At 45.4% G+C, this 22,440-nt stretch carries 21 protein-coding genes; 11 read left to right on the forward strand and 10 right to left on the reverse strand.

Annotated features, from left to right (window positions below):
• Positions 1 to 69: 69 nt before the first annotated feature.
• From AOC29_RS10620 to AOC29_RS10640, 5 genes are read left to right on the forward strand one after another with little or no spacing between them, the layout of a single operon-like run.
• Entirely contained in the window at positions 70 to 651 is a 582-nt protein-coding gene (locus AOC29_RS10620; RefSeq protein WP_215295955.1) for a glutathione peroxidase, read from the forward strand.
• Positions 648 to 2,036, forward strand: coding sequence for an NAD(P)/FAD-dependent oxidoreductase (locus AOC29_RS10625; protein ID WP_215295956.1), 1,389 nt, complete (start codon positions 648 to 650; stop codon positions 2,034 to 2,036). The genes AOC29_RS10620 and AOC29_RS10625 overlap by 4 nt, the downstream gene beginning before the upstream one ends.
• Entirely contained in the window at positions 2,037 to 2,822 is a 786-nt protein-coding gene (locus AOC29_RS10630; protein ID WP_215295957.1) for a DUF1365 domain-containing protein, read from the forward strand.
• On the forward strand, positions 2,819 to 4,114 hold the full coding sequence (locus tag AOC29_RS10635) for a cyclopropane-fatty-acyl-phospholipid synthase family protein (protein WP_215295958.1): 1,296 nt from the start codon (positions 2,819 to 2,821) through the stop codon (positions 4,112 to 4,114). The genes AOC29_RS10630 and AOC29_RS10635 overlap by 4 nt, the downstream gene beginning before the upstream one ends.
• Positions 4,111 to 4,887: an SDR family oxidoreductase gene (locus tag AOC29_RS10640; protein WP_215295959.1), complete on the forward strand. Its 777-nt coding sequence runs from the start codon at positions 4,111 to 4,113 to the stop codon at positions 4,885 to 4,887. Before AOC29_RS10635 ends, AOC29_RS10640 begins: the two co-directional genes overlap by 4 nt.
• Positions 4,888 to 4,919: 32 nt before the next feature.
• Here AOC29_RS10640 and AOC29_RS10645 read toward each other — a convergent pair whose 3' ends face one another.
• Genes AOC29_RS10645 through argS form a run of 3 tightly spaced genes read right to left on the reverse strand, consistent with a single transcriptional unit; the run spans position 4,920 to position 7,955 of the window.
• Positions 4,920 to 5,567 carry a thiol:disulfide interchange protein DsbA/DsbL gene (locus AOC29_RS10645; protein WP_371819523.1) on the reverse strand — a complete coding sequence of 216 codons (648 nt, stop codon included), beginning with the start codon at positions 5,565 to 5,567 and terminating at the stop codon, positions 4,920 to 4,922.
• Between the two features lie 7 nt (positions 5,568 to 5,574).
• Positions 5,575 to 6,192, reverse strand: coding sequence for an SPOR domain-containing protein (locus AOC29_RS10650; RefSeq protein ID WP_215295960.1), 618 nt, complete (start codon positions 6,190 to 6,192; stop codon positions 5,575 to 5,577).
• A gap of 35 nt (positions 6,193 to 6,227) precedes the next feature.
• The gene (gene argS / locus AOC29_RS10655) at positions 6,228 to 7,955 is read right to left on the reverse strand and encodes an arginine--tRNA ligase (RefSeq protein ID WP_215295961.1); all 1,728 of its coding nucleotides are present in this window, start codon (positions 7,953 to 7,955) and stop codon (positions 6,228 to 6,230) included.
• 35 nt (positions 7,956 to 7,990) lie between these two features.
• Here argS and AOC29_RS10660 point away from each other — a divergent pair, with 35 nt between their 5' ends.
• Positions 7,991 to 8,308, forward strand: coding sequence for a DUF1840 domain-containing protein (locus AOC29_RS10660; RefSeq protein WP_215295962.1), 318 nt, complete (start codon positions 7,991 to 7,993; stop codon positions 8,306 to 8,308).
• Here AOC29_RS10660 and metH read toward each other — a convergent pair.
• Together metH and AOC29_RS10670 are read right to left on the reverse strand one after the other, a co-directional pair.
• Complete coding sequence (gene metH, locus AOC29_RS10665) at positions 8,305 to 11,055, reverse strand: methionine synthase (RefSeq protein ID WP_215295963.1); 2,751 nt, start codon at positions 11,053 to 11,055, stop codon at positions 8,305 to 8,307. The two genes, AOC29_RS10660 and metH, sit on opposite strands and share 4 nt — an antisense overlap.
• The gene (locus AOC29_RS10670; RefSeq protein ID WP_215295964.1) at positions 11,052 to 12,116 is read right to left on the reverse strand and encodes a homocysteine S-methyltransferase family protein; all 1,065 of its coding nucleotides are present in this window, start codon (positions 12,114 to 12,116) and stop codon (positions 11,052 to 11,054) included. The genes metH and AOC29_RS10670 overlap by 4 nt, the downstream gene beginning before the upstream one ends.
• Positions 12,117 to 12,154: 38 nt before the next feature.
• Here AOC29_RS10670 and AOC29_RS10675 point away from each other — a divergent pair, with 38 nt between their 5' ends.
• The gene (locus AOC29_RS10675; protein ID WP_251369997.1) at positions 12,155 to 12,652 is read left to right on the forward strand and encodes a PhaM family polyhydroxyalkanoate granule multifunctional regulatory protein; all 498 of its coding nucleotides are present in this window, start codon (positions 12,155 to 12,157) and stop codon (positions 12,650 to 12,652) included.
• Here the strand turns inward: AOC29_RS10675 and AOC29_RS10680 are convergent.
• Entirely contained in the window at positions 12,552 to 13,649 is a 1,098-nt protein-coding gene (locus AOC29_RS10680; protein WP_215295965.1) for an MBL fold metallo-hydrolase, read from the reverse strand. The genes AOC29_RS10675 and AOC29_RS10680 overlap by 101 nt on opposite strands.
• Before the next feature lie 41 nt (positions 13,650 to 13,690).
• Here AOC29_RS10680 and AOC29_RS10685 point away from each other — a divergent pair, with 41 nt between their 5' ends.
• On the forward strand, positions 13,691 to 13,867 hold the full coding sequence (locus AOC29_RS10685) for a DUF1289 domain-containing protein (RefSeq protein ID WP_215295966.1): 177 nt from the start codon (positions 13,691 to 13,693) through the stop codon (positions 13,865 to 13,867).
• Positions 13,868 to 13,891: 24 nt separating this feature from the next.
• Here AOC29_RS10685 and AOC29_RS10690 read toward each other — a convergent pair whose 3' ends face one another.
• On the reverse strand, positions 13,892 to 14,875 hold the full coding sequence (locus AOC29_RS10690) for an MDR family oxidoreductase (protein WP_215295967.1): 984 nt from the start codon (positions 14,873 to 14,875) through the stop codon (positions 13,892 to 13,894).
• 87 nt (positions 14,876 to 14,962) lie between these two features.
• On the opposite strand from AOC29_RS10690, the gene AOC29_RS10695 reads away from it, so the two are divergent.
• The 3 genes from AOC29_RS10695 to AOC29_RS10705 are packed head-to-tail and all read left to right on the forward strand — an operon-like array spanning position 14,963 to position 16,452.
• Positions 14,963 to 15,250, forward strand: a complete 288-nt coding sequence (locus AOC29_RS10695; RefSeq protein WP_215295968.1) for a hypothetical protein — start codon at positions 14,963 to 14,965, stop codon at positions 15,248 to 15,250.
• A 7-nt stretch (positions 15,251 to 15,257) separates the two neighbouring features.
• The gene (locus AOC29_RS10700; protein ID WP_215295969.1) at positions 15,258 to 15,758 is read left to right on the forward strand and encodes a flavin reductase family protein; all 501 of its coding nucleotides are present in this window, start codon (positions 15,258 to 15,260) and stop codon (positions 15,756 to 15,758) included.
• A gap of 28 nt (positions 15,759 to 15,786) precedes the next feature.
• Positions 15,787 to 16,452 carry a glutathione S-transferase family protein gene (locus AOC29_RS10705; RefSeq protein ID WP_215295970.1) on the forward strand — a complete coding sequence of 222 codons (666 nt, stop codon included), beginning with the start codon at positions 15,787 to 15,789 and terminating at the stop codon, positions 16,450 to 16,452.
• Between the two features lie 26 nt (positions 16,453 to 16,478).
• Here AOC29_RS10705 and AOC29_RS10710 read toward each other — a convergent pair whose 3' ends face one another.
• The 3 genes from AOC29_RS10710 to AOC29_RS10720 form a co-directional block, all read right to left on the reverse strand.
• Entirely contained in the window at positions 16,479 to 19,514 is a 3,036-nt protein-coding gene (locus AOC29_RS10710; RefSeq protein WP_215295971.1) for an efflux RND transporter permease subunit, read from the reverse strand.
• Positions 19,515 to 19,521: 7 nt separating this feature from the next.
• Positions 19,522 to 20,661: an efflux RND transporter periplasmic adaptor subunit gene (locus AOC29_RS10715; protein WP_215297520.1), complete on the reverse strand. Its 1,140-nt coding sequence runs from the start codon at positions 20,659 to 20,661 to the stop codon at positions 19,522 to 19,524.
• Between the two features lie 169 nt (positions 20,662 to 20,830).
• Positions 20,831 to 22,372, reverse strand: a complete 1,542-nt coding sequence (locus tag AOC29_RS10720) for an efflux transporter outer membrane subunit (RefSeq protein ID WP_215295972.1) — start codon at positions 22,370 to 22,372, stop codon at positions 20,831 to 20,833.
• Positions 22,373 to 22,440: the final 68 nt, after the last annotated feature.

The following is a 22,440-nucleotide window of genomic DNA, read 5'->3' on the forward strand; positions in this document are numbered from 1 at the left end:
ACTAAGCTGTGATATTACCCAGAATGTCTTAAACTTGGACACTCAAAAGCAGAAAAATAAAGTGACAATATGAACCGCAAGAGACTCAATAAAGTGGCTGGTTGGCTTTTCGTACTCTTTTTCTCCATTTCTGGAATCGAGATTGCAAATGCCGTCCCTAATTGCAGCCTCCTGCTTTCGCACACTTTCCTCCGCCTCCAAGACGAAGCACCGCAAAGTCTTTGCCAATACCAAGGCAAGGTCATCCTGGCGGTCAATACAGCGAGTTTTTGTGGATTCACGAGTCAGTATGAGGGTCTCGAAAAAATTTACGCTAAATATAAAGATCGAGGTTTTGTTGTGCTGGGCTTTCCATCGAATGACTTTGGCCAACAAGAACCAGGCAGTAACAAAGAAATTGCTGACTTTTGTAAAAATACTTACGATGTGAAGTTCCCGATGTTTTCCAAGAGTAATGTTTCTGGAAGCAACCCGAACCCCCTCTTCAAAATGTTAATTGCCAAAACAGGCACAACGCCAAAATGGAATTTCTATAAATATTTAATAGACCGTAATGGCAATGTGATTGATTCTTTTGGAAGCATGACCAAGCCCACTAGTAGCAGTATCACCAATCAAATAGAAAAACTCCTAGAGGAAAAAGTTCAGTGAGCAAAAAAAGAATTGCGATTGTTGGCGCTGGAATCTCCGGACTTGGGTGTGCATATGCATTAAGACAGAACCCAGATATTGAACTGACAATATACGAAGGCGGGGATCATATTGGTGGGCACAGCAATACCGTTGACTTTACTTGCAATATCGCTGGCGAAAATATTACGCACGGTGTTGATACTGGCTTTCTAGTATTTAACCGTAAGACCTACCCTAGACTAGTTAGACTGTTCGAGGAAATCCAGGCTCCAGTTGCCCCTTCTGAAATGTCTTTTTCTGTGTCGATTGATGTTTCTGAAAAAAATCCTGCGCATCGAAAGATAGAGTGGGCTGGCAATGACATCAATTCATTTTTTGGACAACGCTCTAACTTACTATCTCTGTCATTTTGGCGTATGGCTTATGACATTCTGCGTTTTAATCGCATGGCAACTCGGCTTGCTCATGAACAGATTTCTGCGGGTCATCATCATACTCAGCCAGATGAAACGATTGCTAATTTCCTAAACCGAAATCGCTTTAGTCAAAGCTTTAGAGAGAATTATTTCCTGCCTATGATTGGTGCAATCTGGTCTTGCTCTGTGGAGCAAATGCTGGAATTTCCAATCCAGACGATGATCCGTTTTTGTCACAATCACGGTTTACTGCAAATTCAAAATCGGCCGCAATGGCTCACCATTCAAGGCGGATCCCGAGAATACGTAAAGCGCTTAGTCAGTGCCTTAGAAAAAAATCAGGTTGCGATCAAGCGTGATTCTGTATTGCGCGTCAACACAAGCCAAGATGAAAGCGCCCAAGTTGAAGTGATTAGTTCAGCAGGCTCAGCCTGGTTTGACGAAGTAGTGATGGCCTGTCATAGCGATCAAGCCTTAGAGCTTGTGCATGGGATTGAGCAACAAGCCAGAAATATCTTAGCCGCCATTCCCTATCAAAAAAATCGTGCGATTTTGCACACGGATACCAATTTCTTGCCGGAAGCAAAGCATTGCTGGGCTGCATGGAACTACACAGCAAAGTCTGGTGCAGCACCAAGCTCGAAGCAGCACGTTAGCGTCAATTACCTCATTAATCGCTTACAGCCTTTACCTGCAAAACTCAACAATACCCAAATTATTGTGAGTCTTAACCCCTCCTCAGAGCCAGATCCAAAACTGGTACATCAAGAAATTCATTATTCACATCCAATATTTGACATGGGCGCTATTCAAGCACAGAAAGAGTTACCACTCATTCAAGGTAACTCATCTATTTGGTATTGCGGGGCATGGACTGGCTTTGGCTTCCATGAAGATGGTCTGCGCTCTGGCGAACTAGTCGCAGAAGCTTTACTTGAAAGCATCCGCCCGGCTCTCAATGTCATCCCAAAACAAGATGCACGCTAAATGAATCAAGCAAAGATTAACTTTGGAGATGTAAAACATAGTCGTCTTCGACCGGCAAAGAATGCTTTTGGATATGGTGTATTTACCGTATCTATCCCAATGCGGGCTCGCAGACAAAATCCTCAGCTTCTGAGCAATAGTGGTCTAGGCGACAACAAACTAGGTTTATGTTCATTCTTCGATAAAGACCATGGGCTTGGAGGCAAAGACAGTCTAGCCTGGATTGAAAATATTCTGCAAGAAAACAATCTACTGAATAAGGAAGGGGAAATTTGGTTACAAACTTTTCCTAGAGTATTAGGCTATGTTTTTAACCCTGTCAGCTTTTGGATTTGCTCCGAGGCAGATGGAAAAGTTTACGCAGTATTGGCTGAAGTAAATAATACCTTTGGCGAGCGTCACTGTTATTTATTACACAAAGATTCTGGAGAGCCGCTTCTATCGGGCGAGACCCTCACCAGTAAAAAAGTATTTCATGTGTCACCTTTTTGTGCAGTCCGTGGTGAATATCGGTTCCGGTTCTTGTTTGCTCAAGATAGCAATTCCAAGCAACACTCTGTTGCCCGTATTGAACTTCACGAAGATGGCCTGCCCCTCATCAATACCAGCATTAGCGGAAAAAGCCGCCTGCTTAGCAAATCCACGCTTTATTTAGCGCTCTTACGCTACCCATTAATGAGCTTGGGAGTCATTTTCCGTATTCACTGGCAAGCATTAAAATTATGGATTAAAGGTGTACCCTTTCATTCAAAACCTAAACCACCAGAATTTGAAGTCAGTAGATGAATCGCCCCGGACAAAACTTACTATCACGACTCAATTTTTCGCGTCCACAAAACCGCGCGATTAACTCATCTAGTAAAGATCTCAGTAGCAAAGCACTTCTGACCAGTTTGTCCAGACTCAGCAGTGGCTATCTCAAAATGACTTTGCCAGATGGTGAAATACGAGAATTTGGTAAGCATACAGATTCATTAAATGCTGACATTCAAATTCATGATTGGTCTGTTTTCAAACAAGTGATGTCACATGGCGATATCGGCTTTGCAGAGAGCTATATCCGCGGCGAGTGGAATACCTCTAATCTCCAAGCGATTTTGGAATTGGCTATTCGCAATCGCACCATTCTTGAAAAAGCAATTTACGGTAGCTGGTTTGGATCGATCCTCTACCGTTTTAAGCACTGGCTTCGCGATAACAGCAAAGCTGGTAGCCGCAAGAATATTCATGCGCACTACGATTTGGGGAATGCTTTTTATAGCCTGTGGTTAGACCCAACGATGAGTTACTCCAGTGCCTGGTTCTCAGAAAGCGACAGGCAAACACTGGCTGAAGCGCAGCGCGCTAAGATCAGGCGGATTCTGGAATCACTCAAGACTAGACCAGGAGATCATATATTAGAGATTGGCTGTGGCTGGGGTGGCATTATGGAGGAGGCATTATTAAGTGAGCGCTCCATTACTGGCCTGACACTTTCGACTGAACAAAAAGCCTTTGCTGAAAATCGTTTGGCAAAGATAGAGGCAAAAGCAAATAAGGCCCAATCGTTTGAAGTTCGGTTGCAAGACTATCGTGACTGCCAAGAAAAATTCAATGGGATTGCTTCCGTTGAAATGTTTGAAGCTGTTGGAGAAAAACATTGGCCAGAATACTTTCAGATGATTGCTAAATGCCTCAAGGCTGGCGGTAAAGCCTGCATTCAAACGATTGTGATTGCTGAAGAATTATTTGAACGCTATCGCCACAACACTGACTTTATTCAGCAATATGTCTTTCCAGGTGGAATGCTACCTTCTCGCTCTAGCTTTAAAGCAAGCGCAGAAAAGGCTGGCCTTCAAATTGAGGCGGAATTTGCGTTTGGATCTGACTATGCCAAAACACTCTGCCTCTGGCGCGACAGTTTTAACCAAAAACTCCAAGAAGTTCGCGAACTAGGCTTTGATGAGGCATTCATCAGACTTTGGAATTTCTATTTGATGTATTGTGCCGCAGGATTTTCAGAGCGCAATATTGATGTTGTGCAGTTCACTTTAAGTCATCAGCAAGCCCCAACATCTCCGGATGCGCTGACAGCATGAAACAAACAGGTATAGCAAATTTTGCAGGAAAGCGCATCTGGGTCATTGGCGCCTCTAGCGGAATTGGCGAAGCATGCGCTAAAGCCTTCATCAATCAAGGCGCTAAAGTTGCGTTATCGAGCAGAAGAGTAGAACGTTTAAATGCAATCGCAGAGCATGCAAAGCTTGCTCAAACCTTAGTCATTCCATTAGATGTCACCAATCGTGATCAACTCACTCAAGGCTATCAGGCTCTCCTTAAGACTTGGGGTGGATTAGATTTATTACTATTTGTCTCAGGCATCTATGTGCCCTTACGGGCAGACGATTTTGAGATCAATATTGCAGAGCAAACGATTGAGGCCAATCTCCTTGGACCCATGAGGGCAGTTGCACTAGCCCTACCTGAAATGCTCAAGGCGCATTCCGGACATATTGCCATTGTTGGTAGCGTTGCAGGATATAGCGGCCTACCTAAAGCATTAGCTTATGGCCCTAGTAAAGCCGGCATCATCAATTTCTGTGAAACTCTGTACTACGATTTACTGCCGCAAGGTATCAGTGTTCATATGATCTCCCCGGGTTTTGTTGCAACCGAGGCTACTGCTCAAAATGATTTTGAAATGCCTGCCTTGATTACGACTGAAGAAGCTGCCAAAGAAATTTTAAGCGGCATCCAAAGAGGGGAATTTGATATTCACTTCCCTAAGAGATTCTCAGGATTTTTAAAGTTCTTAAGAATTCTGCCTTATCCACTCTATTTCTGGATTGTGCGGCGCTTCGTCAAAATCTAAGCAAGAAGAGTGTCTGTAATGATTGAGAATTACTACTTGTACTTATCTTTCCGAATTTTCTCTTCGAGATAATCCATCACAGCAATTGCTTTAGCTTTAGTCCCAGCGATAGATGGTGAAGTAACATACCTGCCCTGCATCACAATCGTAGGAACACCGTCAATACGATATGCCTCCGCCAATTGCTTGGCAGCTCTTGCCTTAGACACAACAGCAAAGGAGCGATAGGTGGCTAAAAAAGTATTGCTATCAACGCCTTGTGAGGCAACCCAATCTGTAATTTCAGGCTCGGTCAGTAAGCGTTTATTTTCCTTATGCATCGCATACATCACCTTCTCATTCAAGGCATTACCTTTACCCATCGCCTCAAGCGCATAGAAAAGTTGGCTATGTGGCAAGAAATCATCGCGGAACGCTACTGGCACTCTACGGAAAACTACATCTTTTGGTTGACGCTTCACCCAAGCACTAAGCTCAGGCTCAAAGTCATAGCAATGGGGACAGCCATACCAAAAGAATTCAATGAACTCAACTTTGCCTTTGGTTCCCACTGGCTGGGGCACAGGCAAAACGCGATATTCAAATCCCTCTTCAATTTTTTGTCCCTGCGCAATGGCAAGGCCACTCAAAAAAATAAAGAAGAATACAAAAAATACTCTTTTACTAAATGCGATCATCATGTTTACTTTACTTGCTAGCTTTGATAAGAGTGGGTTTGATGCCCAAGGTATTTAACTTGTCACGCGCTGGATTGCTTTCTTCAGGACTGTTGTAGGGCCCTGAGCGAACACGCCATAGAGTATTTCCATCAGCAGTAACTTCGCTCAATTGTGTTTGGATACCCTGAATAGCTAGGCTTGCTTTTTGCGCATCTGCATCTGCACGTTTTGTAAAAGCACCAACCTGCAAGAAATAAATAGCATCGCCCTTTGCGGCTGCTTGAGCAGCAGCTTCCGCTGACTTCTTACCGCCTACCAAATCGCCAATAGGATCAGTGGTAGCTGGTGCAGGACTTTTGCCTTGTAGTGGCTTATTCAAATCTAATTGCTCTGCGGGGGCAGCAGCCTCTCCGTCAGCTTGATCGGCAGGCTTAATCAACATTGGTAAATTTGGCGCGCGTACGCCAGGTCTTTCTTGAGGCGTATTTTTAGAAAGGTAGAAAGCAATAAAAAATGCAATCCCAAGACCAGCGCCTAAACCCAAAACAAAGCCCAGAATAGTGCCGCCATATTGAGCATTATTAACAGGAATAGATTCTCTTTCGTGCTTCATGAAGCCATCCTGCTGATTCGGTTTTTTCATCATTTCCTCATCTTACCTATTCACGCTATTCTTTGCTACTACATCTTTACTGGTGCAGATACCCCTAGAAGCTTTAAACCATTCTGTAGAACTTGGCGGGTGGCTGATAAAAGAGCAAGTCGGGCTAATTTCAGGCTTTCATCATCTACCAATACACGATCGGCGTTGTAGAAAGTATGGAAATCTCCCGCCAAATCCCGCAAATAGAAAGCAAGCGCATGCGGGGCCAATTCAGCTGCTGCATCCGTTAACACCTCAGGATACTCAGCCAAACGTCTTAGCAAATGATCTGAAGCTTTACTTTGTAATAAAGATAAGTCTGCACCCGCTAGATCTGGCGTGCTGCCGCCCCATTGCTGCAGGATCGAACTTATCCGCGCATGGGCATATTGCACATAGAAGACAGGGTTCTCATCGTTTTGTTGAAGCGCTAAATCAATATCAAATACAAATTCTGTATCCGCTTTACGAGAGATGAGGAAAAAGCGCACCGCATCACGTCCGCGCTGTAGCGCTAACTCTCTTTCCTCTGGTGTCATCTCTGGGGTAACACCGCCAGACCACTCAACTAAATCGCGCACTGTCACGTATGAACCAGCCCGCTTAGAAATTTTGACTTCTTCGCCGTTACGCATCACAGTAACCATCTTATGCAATACATAGTCTGGATATGTCTTCGGGATTTTCCAGCCACGCTTCTGAGCCACACCCTGCAAGCCTGAACGGACACGCGCAATCGTGCCGTGGTGATCGCTACCTTGCACGTTGATCACTTTTGTAAAGCCTCGGTTCCATTTACTGGCGTGGTATGCGACATCAGGAACAAAGTAAGTAAAGCTGCCATCGGACTTACGCATCACACGATCTTTGTCATCGCTATCATCAGTTGTTCTGAGCCAAAGTGCGCCCTCGGATTCATAGGTCTTACCAATGCTCTGTAAATCCTGAACAATCTCACCAACGCTACCATCTGTATATAAAGAGGACTCTAGGTAATAGCAATCAAACTTCACACCAAATATTTTCAAATCGATATCTTGTTCATTGCGCAAATACGCAACAGCAAATTGACGAATAGCTTCTAGATCATCGCGATATTCGGGAGATGCTTTAAATGCTGTTGCAATCTCTGCAATATATTCACCGTTATAGGCTTGCTCGGGCCAATTAGTATCACCAGGTTTCAAACCATTCAGACGCGCCTGAACAGACAAAGCAAGGTTGGCTATCTGAACGCCCGCATCGTTGTAATAAAACTCACGATGCACCTTAATTCCCTGGGTTGCTAATAGATTTGCTAAGGCATCACCAAGTGCAGCCTGCCTGCCATGACCAACATGCAATGGGCCAGTGGGATTGGCTGAAACGAATTCAATCATAGCGCTAGCAATAGGCTCGCCTCCTTGAGCAATCTCACCAAAATAAGGACCACCCGAAAGAATCTCTCCAACTACTGCCGTTTTGGCTGCATTGCTTAGTCTGAAATTAATAAAGCCAGGGCCAGCGATTTCACAGGATGCGATTAATTGCTTAAAGTCAGACTGTTTTTGTAAACGCTCTACCAAAGCTTGGGCCAGATCTCTTGGATTGAGCTTCCAAGATTTTGAAAGTTGGAGCGCAATATTACAGGCGACATCGCCATGATCAACGGCCTTAGGACGCTCTAAGCGGGGCGCTGGTGTCTCACCTAGTCCGCGCTCTTGAGCCAAGCCCTGAAGGGCTGCACTCAGCATTTCAATTAAACGATTTTTATTAGTCAGCAACATAGATAAGTGAGTTTATCAGGTGGTAAGCTATCAAAATGATCTATCAATTTCGCTCCAAAGCGGGTCCGGACGTCATCATGCTGGCGGATCTGACTCAGCGAATTTTTGATATTTTGGGTCGGCCACTGGAACCCAGAGGGATCCTCACTAAAGAACAGCTCCCCACTCTCATTACAGCCTTGGAAACAGCCATCCTTCAAGACCTTGAAGAACGCTCTAAGGAAAATAATCCGGCTAATGAAAAAACTGAAAAGCCAAAGTTGGCCGACCGACTTGGCCAAAGGGCTTATCCTTTTTTAGAGCTCATGAAACAGGCAAAAGCCAAAAATGAGCCTGTGATGTGGGGCGTTTAATCTATCAGGCTAGCTAATTGACGGCGGACATCTTCGACAGACTGCCCTCGACGCTGAGCAAGATCCTCCACTTGATCGCTACTCATTTTTCCAACATTAAAGTATTGCGCATCTGGATGAGCCATATAAAAACCGCTCACACTAGAAGCTGGATTCATCGCCATTGACTCAGTCAGAGTCATGCCAATATCTTCAGAGCCAATCACTCTTAGCAAGTCCTGCTTTACTTCATGCGCTGGGCAAGCAGGATAACCTGGCGCTGGACGAATACCACGATATTCTTCATTGATCATCTGATCGTTGGTTAAAAGCTCATCTGTTGCATAGCCCCACAAATCAGTTCGCACGCGATGGTGCATTAGTTCTGCAAACGCTTCAGCCAAACGATCTGCTAGAGCCTTCAACATAATGGCACTGTAGTCATCATGCTTTACCTGAAACTCAGCAACTTTCTTTTCAACACCATGGCCAGTAGTCACTGCGAAGCAGCCAAGATAGTCAGCCACACCAGAATCTTTTGGCGCTACGTAATCTGCTAGACAACGATTAGGTCTGCGCGCACCATCGACCACTGGGCGTTCAGACTGTTGGCGCAAATTGTGCCAAACAAATAATGGATGTTGGCGAGCCTCATCGCTATATAAAACAATATCATCACCCACTGTATTGGCCGGGTAAAAAGCGACCACAGCATCAGCTTGAAGCCATTGACCCTTCACCAACTTATCCAACATAGCCTGAGCATCGGCATGCACTTTGCGTGCCTCTACTCCAACTACCTCATCATCCAAAATAGCCGGAAATTTTCCTGCTAAATCCCAAGTTTGAAAGAATGGTGTCCAATCGATGTATTTAGCAATATCACTCAGTGCAAAGTTTTTAAAAACGCGGCGTCCAATAAACTTTGGCTTTTCTGGAACGTAGCTAGACCAATCAATCATCTCGCGATTTTTACGAGCAGCTTCTAAGGAAATGGTTGGGGCAGCCTTCTTGTTGGCATGTTGCTCACGAATACGGACATAATCATCGCGCAAGTCTTGAATAAACTTCTTAGCACTTTCATCAGAGAGCAAGCTTGAGGCAACCGATACCGAACGCGAGGCGTCTGGCACATAAACCACCGGGCCATCATAATGCGGAGCAATCTTCACGGCAGTATGAACACGAGAAGTAGTAGCGCCACCAATCATTAAAGGAATTTGACGCTCACGGAAATAATCATCGCGCTGCATCTCTTGCGCAACATAAGTCATCTCTTCAAGTGATGGCGTAATTAGTCCTGATAAGCCAACAATGTCAGCATTTTCTTCTTTAGCACGCTTCAGAATTTCTGCACAGGGTACCATCACACCCATATTAGCCACTTCAAAGTTATTACATTGCAGAACTACTGTCACAATATTTTTACCAATATCATGGACGTCACCTTTAACGGTAGCCATCACGATCTTGCCCTTAGCTTTCGCTTCGCCACCAGCAGCAATGTGCTGACGCTTTTCTTCTTCAATGTAAGGAATCAGAATGGCAACCGCTTGTTTCATCACACGAGCGCTCTTTACGACCTGGGGCAAGAACATTTTGCCGGCGCCGAATAAGTCGCCAACTACGTTCATACCATCCATCAGAGGGCCTTCAATAACCTCAATTGGCCTACCGCCTGCGCCCATAATTTCCGCACGCAGCTCTTCGGTATCTTCTTCGATAAATGTGGTGATGCCATGAACCAAAGCATGCGTTAAACGATCGCGCACTAGGTTATCGCGCCAGACCAAGTTCTCAATCTGCTTAGTACCATCGCCTTTGAATTGATCGGCAATAGCCAGCAATCTCTCAGTTGGCGTTTGGCCATCTTTATCTTTAAAGCGGTTTAGCACGACATCTTCAACGCGCTCACGCAACTCAGGATCTAAATCTGCATAGACACCTAATTGACCAGCATTGACGATGCCCATATCCATGCCTGCTTGGATAGCGTGATACAGGAATACCGTATGAATAGCCTCGCGTACTCGATCATTGCCGCGGAAAGAGAAGCTCACATTCGAAACGCCACCACTGACCTTAGCGCCCGGCAGATTTTCTTTAATCCAGCGAGTAGCGTTAATAAAATCGACTGCGTAGTTATCGTGCTCTTCAATGCCCGTGGCAATCGCAAAGATATTAGGATCAAAAATAATATCTTCGGCTGGAAAGCCGATTTCATTGACTAAGATGCTGTAGCAACGCTGACAAATCTCGGTCTTGCGCTTAAAGGTATCAGCTTGACCGACTTCATCAAACGCCATCACTACCGAAGCAGCGCCATAGCGACGGATCAAGCGAGCTTGTTTACGAAAAGATTCTTCGCCTTCTTTTAAGGAAATCGAATTCACAATCGGTTTCCCTTGAATACATTTCAGCCCTGCTTCAATCACACTCCACTTAGAAGAATCGATCATGATGGGCACGCGAGCAATGTCAGGCTCGGAGGCAATCAGATTTAAGAAGCGCGTCATCGCCGCTTCTGAATCCAACATGGCCTCATCCATATTGATATCAATGACTTGAGCACCGCTTTCAACTTGCTGGCGAGCCACTACTAGCGCCTCATCAAATTGATTATTCAAAATCATCCGAGAAAATGCTTTAGATCCAGTTACGTTAGTACGCTCACCAATATTCACGAAACCGACAGCAGAAGTTACATTGAAGGGCTCAAGGCCAGAAAGTTTCATTGCTGGCATTGTTTGTTTATCTATCTTGCTCATGCTGATTCCTCTGCATTTTCACGATAGAACGCGCGCGGTTTACGCTTCGCAACGGCATTAGCAATTGCCCGAATGTGATCGGGTGTAGTGCCACAGCAACCACCGACCAAATTCACGAAGCCATCTTTTGCAAAACCATCCACTAGACCTGATGTGATATCAGGCGTCTCATCAAAGCCCGTGTCGCTCATTGGATTTGGTAGACCTGCATTGGGGTAGCAAGACACTGCTGTATCGCAGATACGTGAAAGCTCTGCGATATAAGGGCGCATTAATGCAGCACCGAGAGCACAGTTCAATCCAAATGTTAGTGGCTTGATGTGGCGCAAACTATTCCAGAACGCTTCAACTGTTTGACCAGAGAGAATGCGGCCAGAGGCATCAGTGACCGTTCCAGAAATCATCACTGGCAAGCGCTCACCCGTCTCTTCAAAAAATTCATCCAGCGCAAACAGGGCCGCTTTTGCATTCAGAGTATCGAATATAGTTTCAACTAAGAATAAATCGACCCCGCCTGCAAATAGACCTTCGATCTGTTCACGGTAGGAGGCACATAAAGCATCAAAGGTCACATTACGTGCGCCTGGGTCATTCACATCTGGAGAGATGCTGGCTGTCTTTGGAGTAGGTCCAATTGCTCCTGCGGCAAAACGTGGCTTTTCAGGTGTACTGTATTTTTCACAAGCAGCGCGCGCAAGCCTTGCAGAGACTTCATTCATCTCCCGTGCCAAACCTGGCATTTTGTAATCTTCTTGCGCTACTGAAGTTGCACCAAATGTGTTCGTTTCAATAATATCTGCACCGGCATCCAAATATTGCTCATGGATCTTGCTAATAATTTGTGGCTGAGTCAGTACTAAGAGTTCATTGTTACCCTTAATATCGCCTGGATGATCCGCAAAACGGGTATTAGTAGGCAACCCACGGTAATCTGCTTCACTGAGCTTGTACTGCTGAATCATGGTTCCCATTGCACCATCCAATATCAGGATGCGCTGCTTCAGCAGATCAGGAAGTGCCTGACCACGGGTATAAGGCTGGGACAAACCATTAAATTGCATTGCTTAACCGGGATTAATCTCTAGAATCCCTTATTCTATTGGAAAAGCCACTTTTTATTTATCCCGGAGCCTCTATGTTTGGAACCATTCCAGAATTTAATCAAAGCCTAGAAATGTTTAAAACCATGTGGGGCCAAGGTGCAGCAGGTCAAGCTGGGCAATTTCCCTTTACTACTGATACCTCAAAGGCTGCCGGGGGGATTGGATCCGCTTTTCCAGGCATGGATATTGATGAGCTCGAGAAGCGCATTAAAGACCTGAAAAGCGTCGAGAATTGGCTCAACCTTAACTTGAATATTCTGAAGTCAACCATTCAAGGTCTCGAGGTACAACACGCCACGATGATGGCCTTGAAGTCTTTTGGGGATGCCGTATCAGCAGCCGGGGCTGCAGCCACGACGCCTCGTGAAGAGCCTGAGACTAAAAAAACCAGTGCTAAACCGAAAGCGAAACCGCGGAAAACCTCAACACGCCGTCCTCGCAAAGCTGGCGATCCAACTTTCCTCGACGAAGTAGGTAATTCAGATGCGCAATAGCCTCGCCCATTGCAAATGTGAGTTGATGAATATCTAATTCACGCTTAAATAAAACTGGCACTATCTCACAAGCAGTTGCTGGTTTTTGACAGGCACCAAGCGCCTCTGCTAGACGCTCATCATGATGAGCATTGAGTTGTGCAATCCGAGGCTTCATGCCAGTAAACGGTTTGCCATGCGAGGGAAGCACCAAAGTTTCATCAGGCAAGGGCAAATATTTTTCTAGGGATTGCAAGTAAAGCCCTAGTGGATCAGCATCCGGGTCAGCATCATAAACACTGACATTAGTAGAGATGCGAGGTAACAACATATCGCCAGAAATTAATAAGCCAAGTGCTCTACAAAAAAGCGATGCGTGCTCCGGTGCGTGCCCGTAACCCATGATGACCTGCCAAGAATGACCACCGATCAAAATCAATTCGCCATCGAGGATACGGCGATATTGACGAGGCACGCCAGGAACCATATTGCTGTAGTAATTTGAGCGCGCCCGAATTTTTTCTAGATCTTCTAGAGCAGTTAAACCATGCCTCTGAAAATGATCTGCTGAGCCGCCCCCACCAGCGCGTGCACCAATAGCAGCGCCACCTTCTTTGCAACTTAACCACTGCGCCGTTAAATAGTCCGTCATGGAAATCCATAGGGGCACCTTCCACTTTTCGCACAGCCATTGTGACAAGCCAACATGGTCGGGATGCATGTGAGTCACGAGGACCCTTAGCACCGGCAGACCTTCTAATTGACTCGCAAAAATCTGCTCCCACGAGGCTTTAGTTTCATCATTTGCAATGCCACAATCTATGATGGTCCAACCGACAATGCCATCAATTTCATCTCGTAATAACCACAGATTAATATGGTCCAATGCGAATGGCAGGCGCATTCTGAGCCAGCGCACTCCAGGCGCTACCTCAATAGACTCCCCTGCCTGTGGAAGCTGATCACCTAAGGGATAATGGAGTGCACTTTCTGCAGCAGTTTGTTTTTGAGTGCTCATGAATTTATTTTTTCGTTTTTTCTAATACATCTAGACTTACTTTGACTACAGTACCATCACCTTGTATCAACTGGTGCGACATGAATCCTGAAAATGGGTATTGTCGAGGTTGCTATCGCACGCTTACTGAAATCGCAGATTGGTCAGAACTTTCAAATGCAGAGAAACTCAAGGTTTGGTCACAACTAGAAACTCGCAAACCTCAAGCTACTCAATAGTTCAATAAACGCTTTTTAAAAACTTTACTTATTGACGTCTACAATCAAACGTCCACGCACATTGCCCGCCATCAACTCTTGAGCATACTGAAGTGACTCGCCTAAATTAATTTCATGAGAAATTTCATCAAGCGTTTTCAAATCCACTAACTTACTAAGTTGCTCATAAGCCGCAATTCGTTTTTCACGGGGGACGGTAACGCTATTCACGCCATACAAAGTGACGCCACGCAAAATAAATGGCGCAACACTGGATGGAAAATCCATGCCTTGCGCAAGACCACAGGCAGCGACTGCGCCATTACTCTTTGTCTGTGCACAGGCGTTAGCCAAAGTATGACTGCCAACGCTATCTAATACCGCCGCCCAACGTTCTTTAGCTAAAGGTTTTCCTGGTGCAGACAAAGTTGCACGATCAATCACTTCAGCAGCACCTAGTTTTTTCAAATAATCCGCTTCGGCTATTCGACCTGTACTAGCAACGACCGTGAAACCCAGCTTACTCAACAAGTGGACGGCAAAACTACCTACACCACCTGCAGCACCCGTTACCAATACCTCGCCATCACTTGGTTTGAGACCATGCTTTTGCAAAGCCATGACACACAGCATTGCGGTATACCCAGCAGTGCCAATTGCTAAAGCTTGTTTGGCGGTAAAGCCTTTAGGTAAAGGAATCAGCCAATCAGCCTTTACCCTAGCCTGCTGAGCCAATCCACCCCAATGCCCCTCACCAACCCCCCAGCCATTCAAAAGCACCATGTCACCAGTCTTAAAATCAGGGCTAGAGCTTTCTATCACTTCGCCAGCAAAATCGATCCCCGGAACCATTGGAAAACTACGCACTACTGGGCTTTTGCCGGTAATCGCTAAACCATCCTTGTAATTGAGGGTGGAATATAAGACCCTTACCCGCACATCGCCCTCAGGGAGATTAGCCTCATCTGCCTGGCCCAATTCGGCTCGATAACCCTGATCATCCTTATTAATCAATATTGCTTTAAACATGTCTCTTCCTTTTCAAACGAGGCAATTCCCCACAGCTTTTGCTTAATAGGTTTATCCTAACGAGCATTGCTAATTATGGAGGCTTCCATGAAAAAAATTCTACTATTAACCGCGATTTCTGGTTTGATGCTCTCTGGGTGCTACTCTACCCAAATCAATATGTCTATGGGCAATATGCGCCTCATTACCTCTAGTGCGAACCCACAAGACGTGATGGATTTTGCGACTAAGACTTGTAAGAGCGATTTTTATGAAGGTGCCAGCTTCTTATCCAAGGCTGGCAAGGAATATCGTTTTAAATGCGTGAAGGCGGAAGAAAATGAAGTATTGATTCCCATTCCAGGAACTACTATCGCCCCAGCAGAGGCAAAGTAAGTCGTTGATGACCCCGTTTACCTCACAAGAGCTTCGCAAAGGTTTTGCCTCTTTTGCGACTGGGGTTACCGTCATTACCTGTATTGATGAGAATCAACATTCTCACGGCATCACGATTAGCTCTTTCAATACAGTATCTCTAGAGCCGCCCTTAATCTTGTGGAGCCTCAAGAAACACTCGCGCCTCATGCCCTGGGTGGAAGTTGGCAAAAAGCACCTCATTCATGTCCTAGAGCGGTCACAAGAAAACTTGGCGATGCACTTTGCAACTGTAAAAGTAGATCAGTTTGCTGGGCTTGATCATAAAATTGCCGCTAGTGGTCTTACTCAGATCGATCATTGCGTCGCATATTACGAGTGCGAAACAGTCTCAGTCCACGTCGGCGGGGATCACAATATCATTGTTGCCAAAGTCATTCAATTAAAAAATCATCCTGAAAAAGAGCCGCTCATTTTCGCGCGCAGCAAATTTGTTGGTCTTGATTTTTCTGAGATCAAAACTAGCTAACACTAATTAATACTTCTAAGGAAATGCCATGATGCGTTTATGGGGTCGCAAAAGTTCCATCAATGTTCAAAAAGTATTATGGTGTCTAGCTGAGTTGGGACTCAAAGAAGGGTCTGGTTTTGAAAGAATTGATGCAGGGCTTCAATTTGGCATCGTTCGCTCACCAGAATTCTTAAAGCTGAATCCTAATGGACTTGTGCCAACACTAGAAGATGGCGATCTCGTGCTATGGGAATCGAATACCATCATGCGCTACCTGGCCGCGCAGTACGATAAAAATAAACGCTTTCCATCAGACGTGAAGTCTCAGTTTGGTTCTGAAAAATGGATGGACTGGCAGGTCGGCACTCTTTGGCCAGTTTTACGTCCCACCTTTCTAGGTCTCACTAGAGTTCCGGAAGCGGAGCGTGATCACGCAGCTATTCAAAAAGCGTACCAAGATACCAACCAATTATTTGCTTTGCTTGATCAAACTCTGGAGTCACAAGCCTACTGCTCCGGCAAGCAATTTCATATCGGCGATATTGTGCTGGCCTTATGTGTGCATCGCTGGATATTGCTTAATGAGACCTTCCCTAAGCAAACTGGATTGCGCACTGATCTCAAAAACATTGAGCGTTGGGTAAAACAACTTCAAGCAGAAACTCACTTTCAAGAGTTTGCAGAGAAGGAACTCAATATCATCAGCAAGTGATATTGAGTTAGCTTAGCTTTCCACCTTTATCCCTGCTTAAATTTCTTCTCGTGGTGATCTGCACCCATGAAAAGATACATTGCGGGTACGACAAATAAAGTGAACAAGGTACCAATCGATAGGCCAGTAAAGATCACAATCCCCATTGATTGACGTCCTGCGGCACCAGCACCAGAAGCTATTACTAGCGGCACCACTCCCAAAACCATCGCGGCAGTCGTCATCAAGATCGGCCTTAAGCGCACGCTACTCGCCTCCACAATCGCATCTAGCTTGCTTCGCCCTGCCTCTTGTAATTCATTAGCAAACTCTACAATCAAGATACCGTGCTTGCTGATTAAACCCATCAGCGTAACTAATCCGACCTGTGTATAAACATTCAAAGTTGTGAATCCGAGGTTAATAAAGATGAGAGCCCCAAAGAGTGCTAGCGGCACAGAAACGAGAATGACAATCGGATCACGGAAACTTTCAAACTGCGCAGCAAGTACCAAGAACACGATCAAAATCGCAAAGAACATGGTGACTAGAAATCCGCCAGACTCCGCCATAAATTGACGAGAAGGACCTGCGTAGTCCATGGCATAACCATTTGGCGCAACCTCTTTTAAAGTTTGACGCATGTACTCTAATAGATCCGCCTGAGAAATAAAGGGCGTGCTCACACCAAAAATCGTTGCCGAATTTAATTGCTGAAAGTGATTAATCGATTGGGGAACCACTTTTTGTTTAATACTTGCAATCGTGCGCGCCTGAATCATGGCGCCACTTGGTGTACGAATGTAGTAATCCAAAATCTGGTCGGGATTCAAGCGATCAACTTGTTTCACCTGTGGAATCACTTTATAAGAGCGGCCTGCAACGGAGAAGTAGTTAACATAACCACCACCCAAGGCTGCAGATAATGCTGCGCCGACTTGCTGCTGTGTCATTCCCAAGGCAGCCACCTTTTCGCGATCAATCACTAATACGTCTTGTGGCTTGTCGATCTTTAGATCAGTATCTACAAAGAAGAAATTACTGCTACGGCGCGCTTTATCTAAAACCGCTTGCGCTACATCATTCAACTGCTCATAAGACTCTGTTGTGTTGATAACGACTTGTACTGGCAAGCCTTGGGCCCCCGGTAATGCTGGGAACTGAAATGCGGCTATGCGCGCGCCAGCAATCATATTCCACTTTTGCTGCATGTCTTGTTGGAACTTCGTTGCATTACGACTGCGCTCACTCCAATCTTTTAACAAAATTCCACCAAAGCTAGAGGTTGGACTGGTGATCTGAAACGCTTGCTCATATTCTGGTTCAGCAGCAGCAATTGCATAAATTTGATCTGCATAGGTTTGCATTTGATTCACGGTAGCGTTCGGGGGACCAGATGCCTGCATCAAAACAATGCCTTGGTCTTCGGTAGGAGCGAGCTCTGCGCGAGCGGTGGCATATAAGTAAGCAACACCACCCAACAAAATGGCGCCCATCACAACAATGACCTGCCAAGTACTCAACAAATCACGCAAAGTAGTCTGGTAACTGTGATGTACCTTATCAAAAATCTGATCAATCTTTTTAACGAATAAAGATGCCTCTTGCTCCTCAGTAAAGATGCGCGAGCACATCATCGGGGATAAAGTCAACGCAATTAAACCTGATACCGCAACCGCGCTGGCCAGCGTAAAAGCAAATTCAGTAAAGAGCGCGCCTGTGAGACCACCTTGGAAACCAATCGGAATATAGACCGCAATTAAGACAACGGTCATCGCTAAAATAGGACTGCCTAGTTCGCGAGCAGCAATCAGAGAGGCTTCTAAAGGCGACTTGCCCTCTTTCATATGCCTATCAACGTTTTCTACGACGATGATGGCATCATCAACCACTAAGCCGATTGCGAGCACTAGGGCGAGAAGAGTTAGCAAGTTAATCGAATAGCCCAAAACTTGCATCAAAAAGAAAGTGCCAATCAAAGAGAGTGGCATTGCAATTACTGGCACAGCAACAGCGCGCACGCTACCCAAGAAGAGATAAATCACCAAAGTCACAATGATCAAGGCTTCAAGCAAGGTCGTAACTACTTCATCAATCGAGCTAGTAATAAATTTAGTAGAGTCATAAACAATATTGCCATTCATGCCAATGGGTAATTGCTTTTGAATATTAGGGACGGCGTCTCTTACGCGTTGTGCAACATCTAGTAAGTTGGCCTGCGGTGCGACTTTAATTGCAATAAAGACCGACTGCTTGCCACTGAACGCTACATTCGTGTTGTAGTCTTCAGATCCCAAAGATACATTGGCGACCTGATCTAAATAGACAATATTGATGCCATCTTTTTTAACAACTAACTTGCGAAACTCATCCAGGGTATGAAGATCAGTCCCAGCAACTAAGTCAACAGAGACCATATCGCCCTTGGTGCTGCCCACTGCTGATAAATAGTTATTAGCAGACATCGCGCTATAAACGTCATCTGCGCCTATTCCTAGACCGGCCATCTTTTCACGATCTAGCCAAGCGCGTAAAGCAAACTTTCTGCCGCCAGTAATTTCGGCATTCTGTACACCCTCGATGGAATCTAACTTTGGCTTAACTACGCGCAACAAATAATCTGTGATCGCATTATTGGGTAACTGATCACTATAAAAGCCCATGTACATTGCCGCGATAGATTGACCTACCTGCACCGTGAGAACAGGCTGTTGTGCCTGCGGGGGTAATTGATTTTTGACTGCGCTAATTTGCGTCTGAATCTGTGTCAATGCTGCATTAGAGTTGTAGTTCAACTTTAAGGTAGCAACAATAGTAGATACACCACTAACACTAGTTGAAGATAAGTAATCAATTCCTTGAGCCTGTGCTATTGATGCCTCAAGGGGCTGCGTTATAAACCCAGCAATCGTTTCAGGATCTGCACCGTAATAGGCAGTGGTAATGGTAACAATGGCATTTTGTGTTTGAGGATATTGATTAACTGGGAGAGACCCGATCGCCTTCAAACCAAATGCCAGTACGAGCGCACTCACCACCAGCGAGAGTACTGGCCTGCGAATGAATATGTCCGTCCAATTCATCGACTACTTATTCCTGAGGTCTAGGATCAGGTGAATTTGCAGGTTGCACCTTATTGTTGATCATTAGTGGCGTGCCATTCTTTAGCTTGAGCTGACCACTCGTTACAACGGTATCGCCCTCATTAATACCTTTGAGAATAGCCACCTGATCGCCACGAGTACTACCGGTAGTCACAAATACTTGTTGTGCCTCTAAAGCGGGCTTACCTTTTTTATCTTTCTTACCAGTATCTTTAGCAATGAAGACTGTTGAACCATATGGGTTATAAGTCACAGCAGTTTGTGGCAGCGTTAGCAACTTCACTTGGTCGCCAAGCTTAATATTCACATTCGCAAACATTCCTGGAAGCACTTTCTTGTCCGGATTAGCAATCTGCGCCTCAATTTGAATATTGCGGGTATTGGTATCCACCTTCGGGCTCACGGCCGTAATCTTGCCAGTAAAGCTTGCATCCTTAAATGCATCCGTAGTAACCACTACATCTTGGCCAACTTGAATCTGTTCAGCATTGCTTTGTGGCAATGTGAAGTCCACAAAAATGGGGTCTAAAGTCTGCAGCGTGAATAACTTATCACCAGAATTAACGTACTGACCTAGATTAATAGAAACAATACCGACCCGCCCACTAAAAGGTGCCTTCAAATTTTTCTTGGCTACTAAGGCTGCTTGCGCTTCTACTTGTGCCTGCTTAGATTTTGCGTCAGCTTTGCTGCTATCAAATACGTTTTTACTAATCGCCTGAATCACTAATTGTTGCGCATCCCGCTCATTAATCACCTTAGCGAGGTCTGCCATGGCTTTTAAGGAATTCAACTGTGCCACATCTGAAGCATCATTGAGCTTAATCAATAGCTCGCCTTCTTTGACATCTTGACCAGACTTAATCGGTACTGTCTGTACCAGACCACCGATCTCAGTGCTCAACTCTACACCCCTGAAGGCGCGCACATTACCTACGCTACTCAACTGGGGCTGCCATTCAGAGCTTCCTACTACCATCGTCGACACGGTTGCTGGTGGCAAACCCATTCCCGAGATGAAGTACTTAATCATGAAAGTCTTCAATTGATTAAAAGTAAAAATTAAACCCAGCAATAAGAAAACGGCACACAACATGATCGTCATACGACGTTGAAGTGGCTCCATCGCCATGAGCTTGGCATAGGCTTTAGTACCACGCCACTTAGCTCCCATGCGCGCATAGAAAGCTTTGGCTTTTTCCCAAAGTGCGATAGCTTTATCCCGTAATTTCCATTGCTCAGCTTTGAGTTTCATCCAAGCCCATACGGCAAGAATGGCGGTAATCAACTTGCTTTTAATTGTTTCCAGAAGTTTCATTTTGATCTTTATTCGCTATGGCTTTTGGTTTGAAAGCGGGGCCTTCGCGATTCCACCAGCCCCCGCCTAATGCTGTAAATAATGCTGCTGTATCAGAAAATCTCGTTGCTTGTGCAGCCACCGATTTCACTTTTGCCTGTTGATACTGGTTTTGATAATAGAGTACCGCCAAGTAACTAGCTGTTCCTAATTTATATTGTTGCTGTACAAGGTCCAATGTTTCATAGGCATAGCGCTCGGCGTCAGATGCTGCTTTCAGTCCTTGCGCACCCGTCTCAAGTGCGCGTAATGCATTGGCAACCTCTTGAAAGGCGCTTAATACTGTTGCTTGATACTGAAAAGCTGCCTGCTCGTAATTCGCAATCGCACCACGACGCTGCGCTAATAGCTGCCCACCTTGGAACAGAGGCTGCAAAATACCGCCACCGATAGACCATAAGGCTGAGTTAGGCCCAAATAAAGCTGCTGAAGTTAACGCAGCAGAACCAATGGAACCCGTAATATTAAATTGAGGCAATAAATTTGCCGTAGCAACCCCTACAAATGCGTTCTGTGCCTTTAGCTGAGCCTCAGCTGCCCGCACATCAGGACGTTGACGCACCAAGCTCGATGGTACCGAAAGAGGTAATTTTTCTGGTAGGTGTAATTTGCTGAGATCGAACTGAGTAATAGCGGCATTGCTAGGCAGCTCGCCCACTAATACCGCTAACTGGTTGCGTGCAAACGCTAAATTTCTTTCGTAATTAAAAAGATCTACCTGAGAAGTTGAAACTAAAGTTCGCTGTGAAGTGACGTCTACTTTAGATACTGTGCCAATGGCTAATTGTTTTTCAGTCACTTCCGCAAGATTGGTTTGTGCTTTCAAAATTTCTTCCGTAGCTTGAAGTTGCGCACGGAGTGCTGCTTCTTTCACAGCGCTAGTGACAACGTTCGCCGTCAAAGAGAGATAGGCACCTTCAAGTTGATACTGCGCAACTTCTGCTTGAGCTCTTGCGCCCTCAACCGCACGGCGGGCGCCACCAAACACATCCAGTTTGTAGCTCACGTTTACCGAGGTGTTGTAGAGGTTGTAAGTATCTGAGCCATAAGGAATACCGTAGATTGCTGAAGGCTGAAGCTGCCTTGTGGCAGCACCGCCAACACTCACCGCCGGAAAATATTGCCCACCAATTTGAGCGTTGACATTTTCTTGGGCAGCGCGCAATGCTGCATCAGCTGCGCCTAAATTCGGATTTTGCTGTAAAGCTTTTTTAATCAAAGCATCTAATTCAGGGGACTTGTATAACTCCCACCACTGCGCCTCTATGTCAGCACCTTCGACAAACTCTTGCTCAGTGCCACCAGGAACGCCAGGAGCAGTAGTGAGTTTTTTAGATAAGGGGCCTTCGGTATACGAAGATGTTTTGGGTGCTTCTGGTTGCTTAAAATCTGGCCCAACTGCACACGCAGAAATTACGCCTGTCCAAATCAGTGCAAGTAAACGCAAGCTTGAGAATGGGGGTACTTTCGACAGAAACATGAATTGCAACAAATATCCTCTTTTACAAGAGTTATTTGAACACAAAAATGGCATCAGGACTTCCTAAA

This window comes from Polynucleobacter sp. JS-JIR-5-A7, from assembly GCF_018687935.1.
GTDB lineage: Bacteria > Pseudomonadota > Gammaproteobacteria > Burkholderiales > Burkholderiaceae > Polynucleobacter.

Coding starts and splice junctions, on each gene's coding strand:
- AOC29_RS10695 (WP_215295968.1), top strand. CDS start 14,963: ATGAAAAAAATTCTACTATTAACCGCGATTTCTGGTTTGATGCTCTCT.
- AOC29_RS10705 (WP_215295970.1), top strand. CDS start 15,787: ATGATGCGTTTATGGGGTCGCAAAAGTTCCATCAATGTTCAAAAAGTA.
- AOC29_RS10670 (WP_215295964.1), bottom strand. CDS start 12,116: ATGCAATTTAATGGTTTGTCCCAGCCTTATACCCGTGGTCAGGCACTT.
- AOC29_RS10620 (WP_215295955.1), top strand. CDS start 70: ATGAACCGCAAGAGACTCAATAAAGTGGCTGGTTGGCTTTTCGTACTC.
- AOC29_RS10715 (WP_215297520.1), bottom strand. CDS start 20,661: ATGGAGCCACTTCAACGTCGTATGACGATCATGTTGTGTGCCGTTTTC.
- AOC29_RS10690 (WP_215295967.1), bottom strand. CDS start 14,875: ATGTTTAAAGCAATATTGATTAATAAGGATGATCAGGGTTATCGAGCC.
- AOC29_RS10680 (WP_215295965.1), bottom strand. CDS start 13,649: ATGAGCACTCAAAAACAAACTGCTGCAGAAAGTGCACTCCATTATCCC.
- AOC29_RS10630 (WP_215295957.1), top strand. CDS start 2,037: ATGAATCAAGCAAAGATTAACTTTGGAGATGTAAAACATAGTCGTCTT.
- AOC29_RS10635 (WP_215295958.1), top strand. CDS start 2,819: ATGAATCGCCCCGGACAAAACTTACTATCACGACTCAATTTTTCGCGT.
- AOC29_RS10710 (WP_215295971.1), bottom strand. CDS start 19,514: ATGAATTGGACGGACATATTCATTCGCAGGCCAGTACTCTCGCTGGTG.
- metH (WP_215295963.1), bottom strand. CDS start 11,055: ATGAGCAAGATAGATAAACAAACAATGCCAGCAATGAAACTTTCTGGC.
- AOC29_RS10720 (WP_215295972.1), bottom strand. CDS start 22,372: ATGTTTCTGTCGAAAGTACCCCCATTCTCAAGCTTGCGTTTACTTGCA.
- AOC29_RS10640 (WP_215295959.1), top strand. CDS start 4,111: ATGAAACAAACAGGTATAGCAAATTTTGCAGGAAAGCGCATCTGGGTC.
- AOC29_RS10660 (WP_215295962.1), top strand. CDS start 7,991: ATGATCTATCAATTTCGCTCCAAAGCGGGTCCGGACGTCATCATGCTG.
- AOC29_RS10700 (WP_215295969.1), top strand. CDS start 15,258: ATGACCCCGTTTACCTCACAAGAGCTTCGCAAAGGTTTTGCCTCTTTT.
- AOC29_RS10650 (WP_215295960.1), bottom strand. CDS start 6,192: ATGATGAAAAAACCGAATCAGCAGGATGGCTTCATGAAGCACGAAAGA.
- argS (WP_215295961.1), bottom strand. CDS start 7,955: ATGTTGCTGACTAATAAAAATCGTTTAATTGAAATGCTGAGTGCAGCC.
- AOC29_RS10645 (WP_371819523.1), bottom strand. CDS start 5,567: ATGATGATCGCATTTAGTAAAAGAGTATTTTTTGTATTCTTCTTTATT.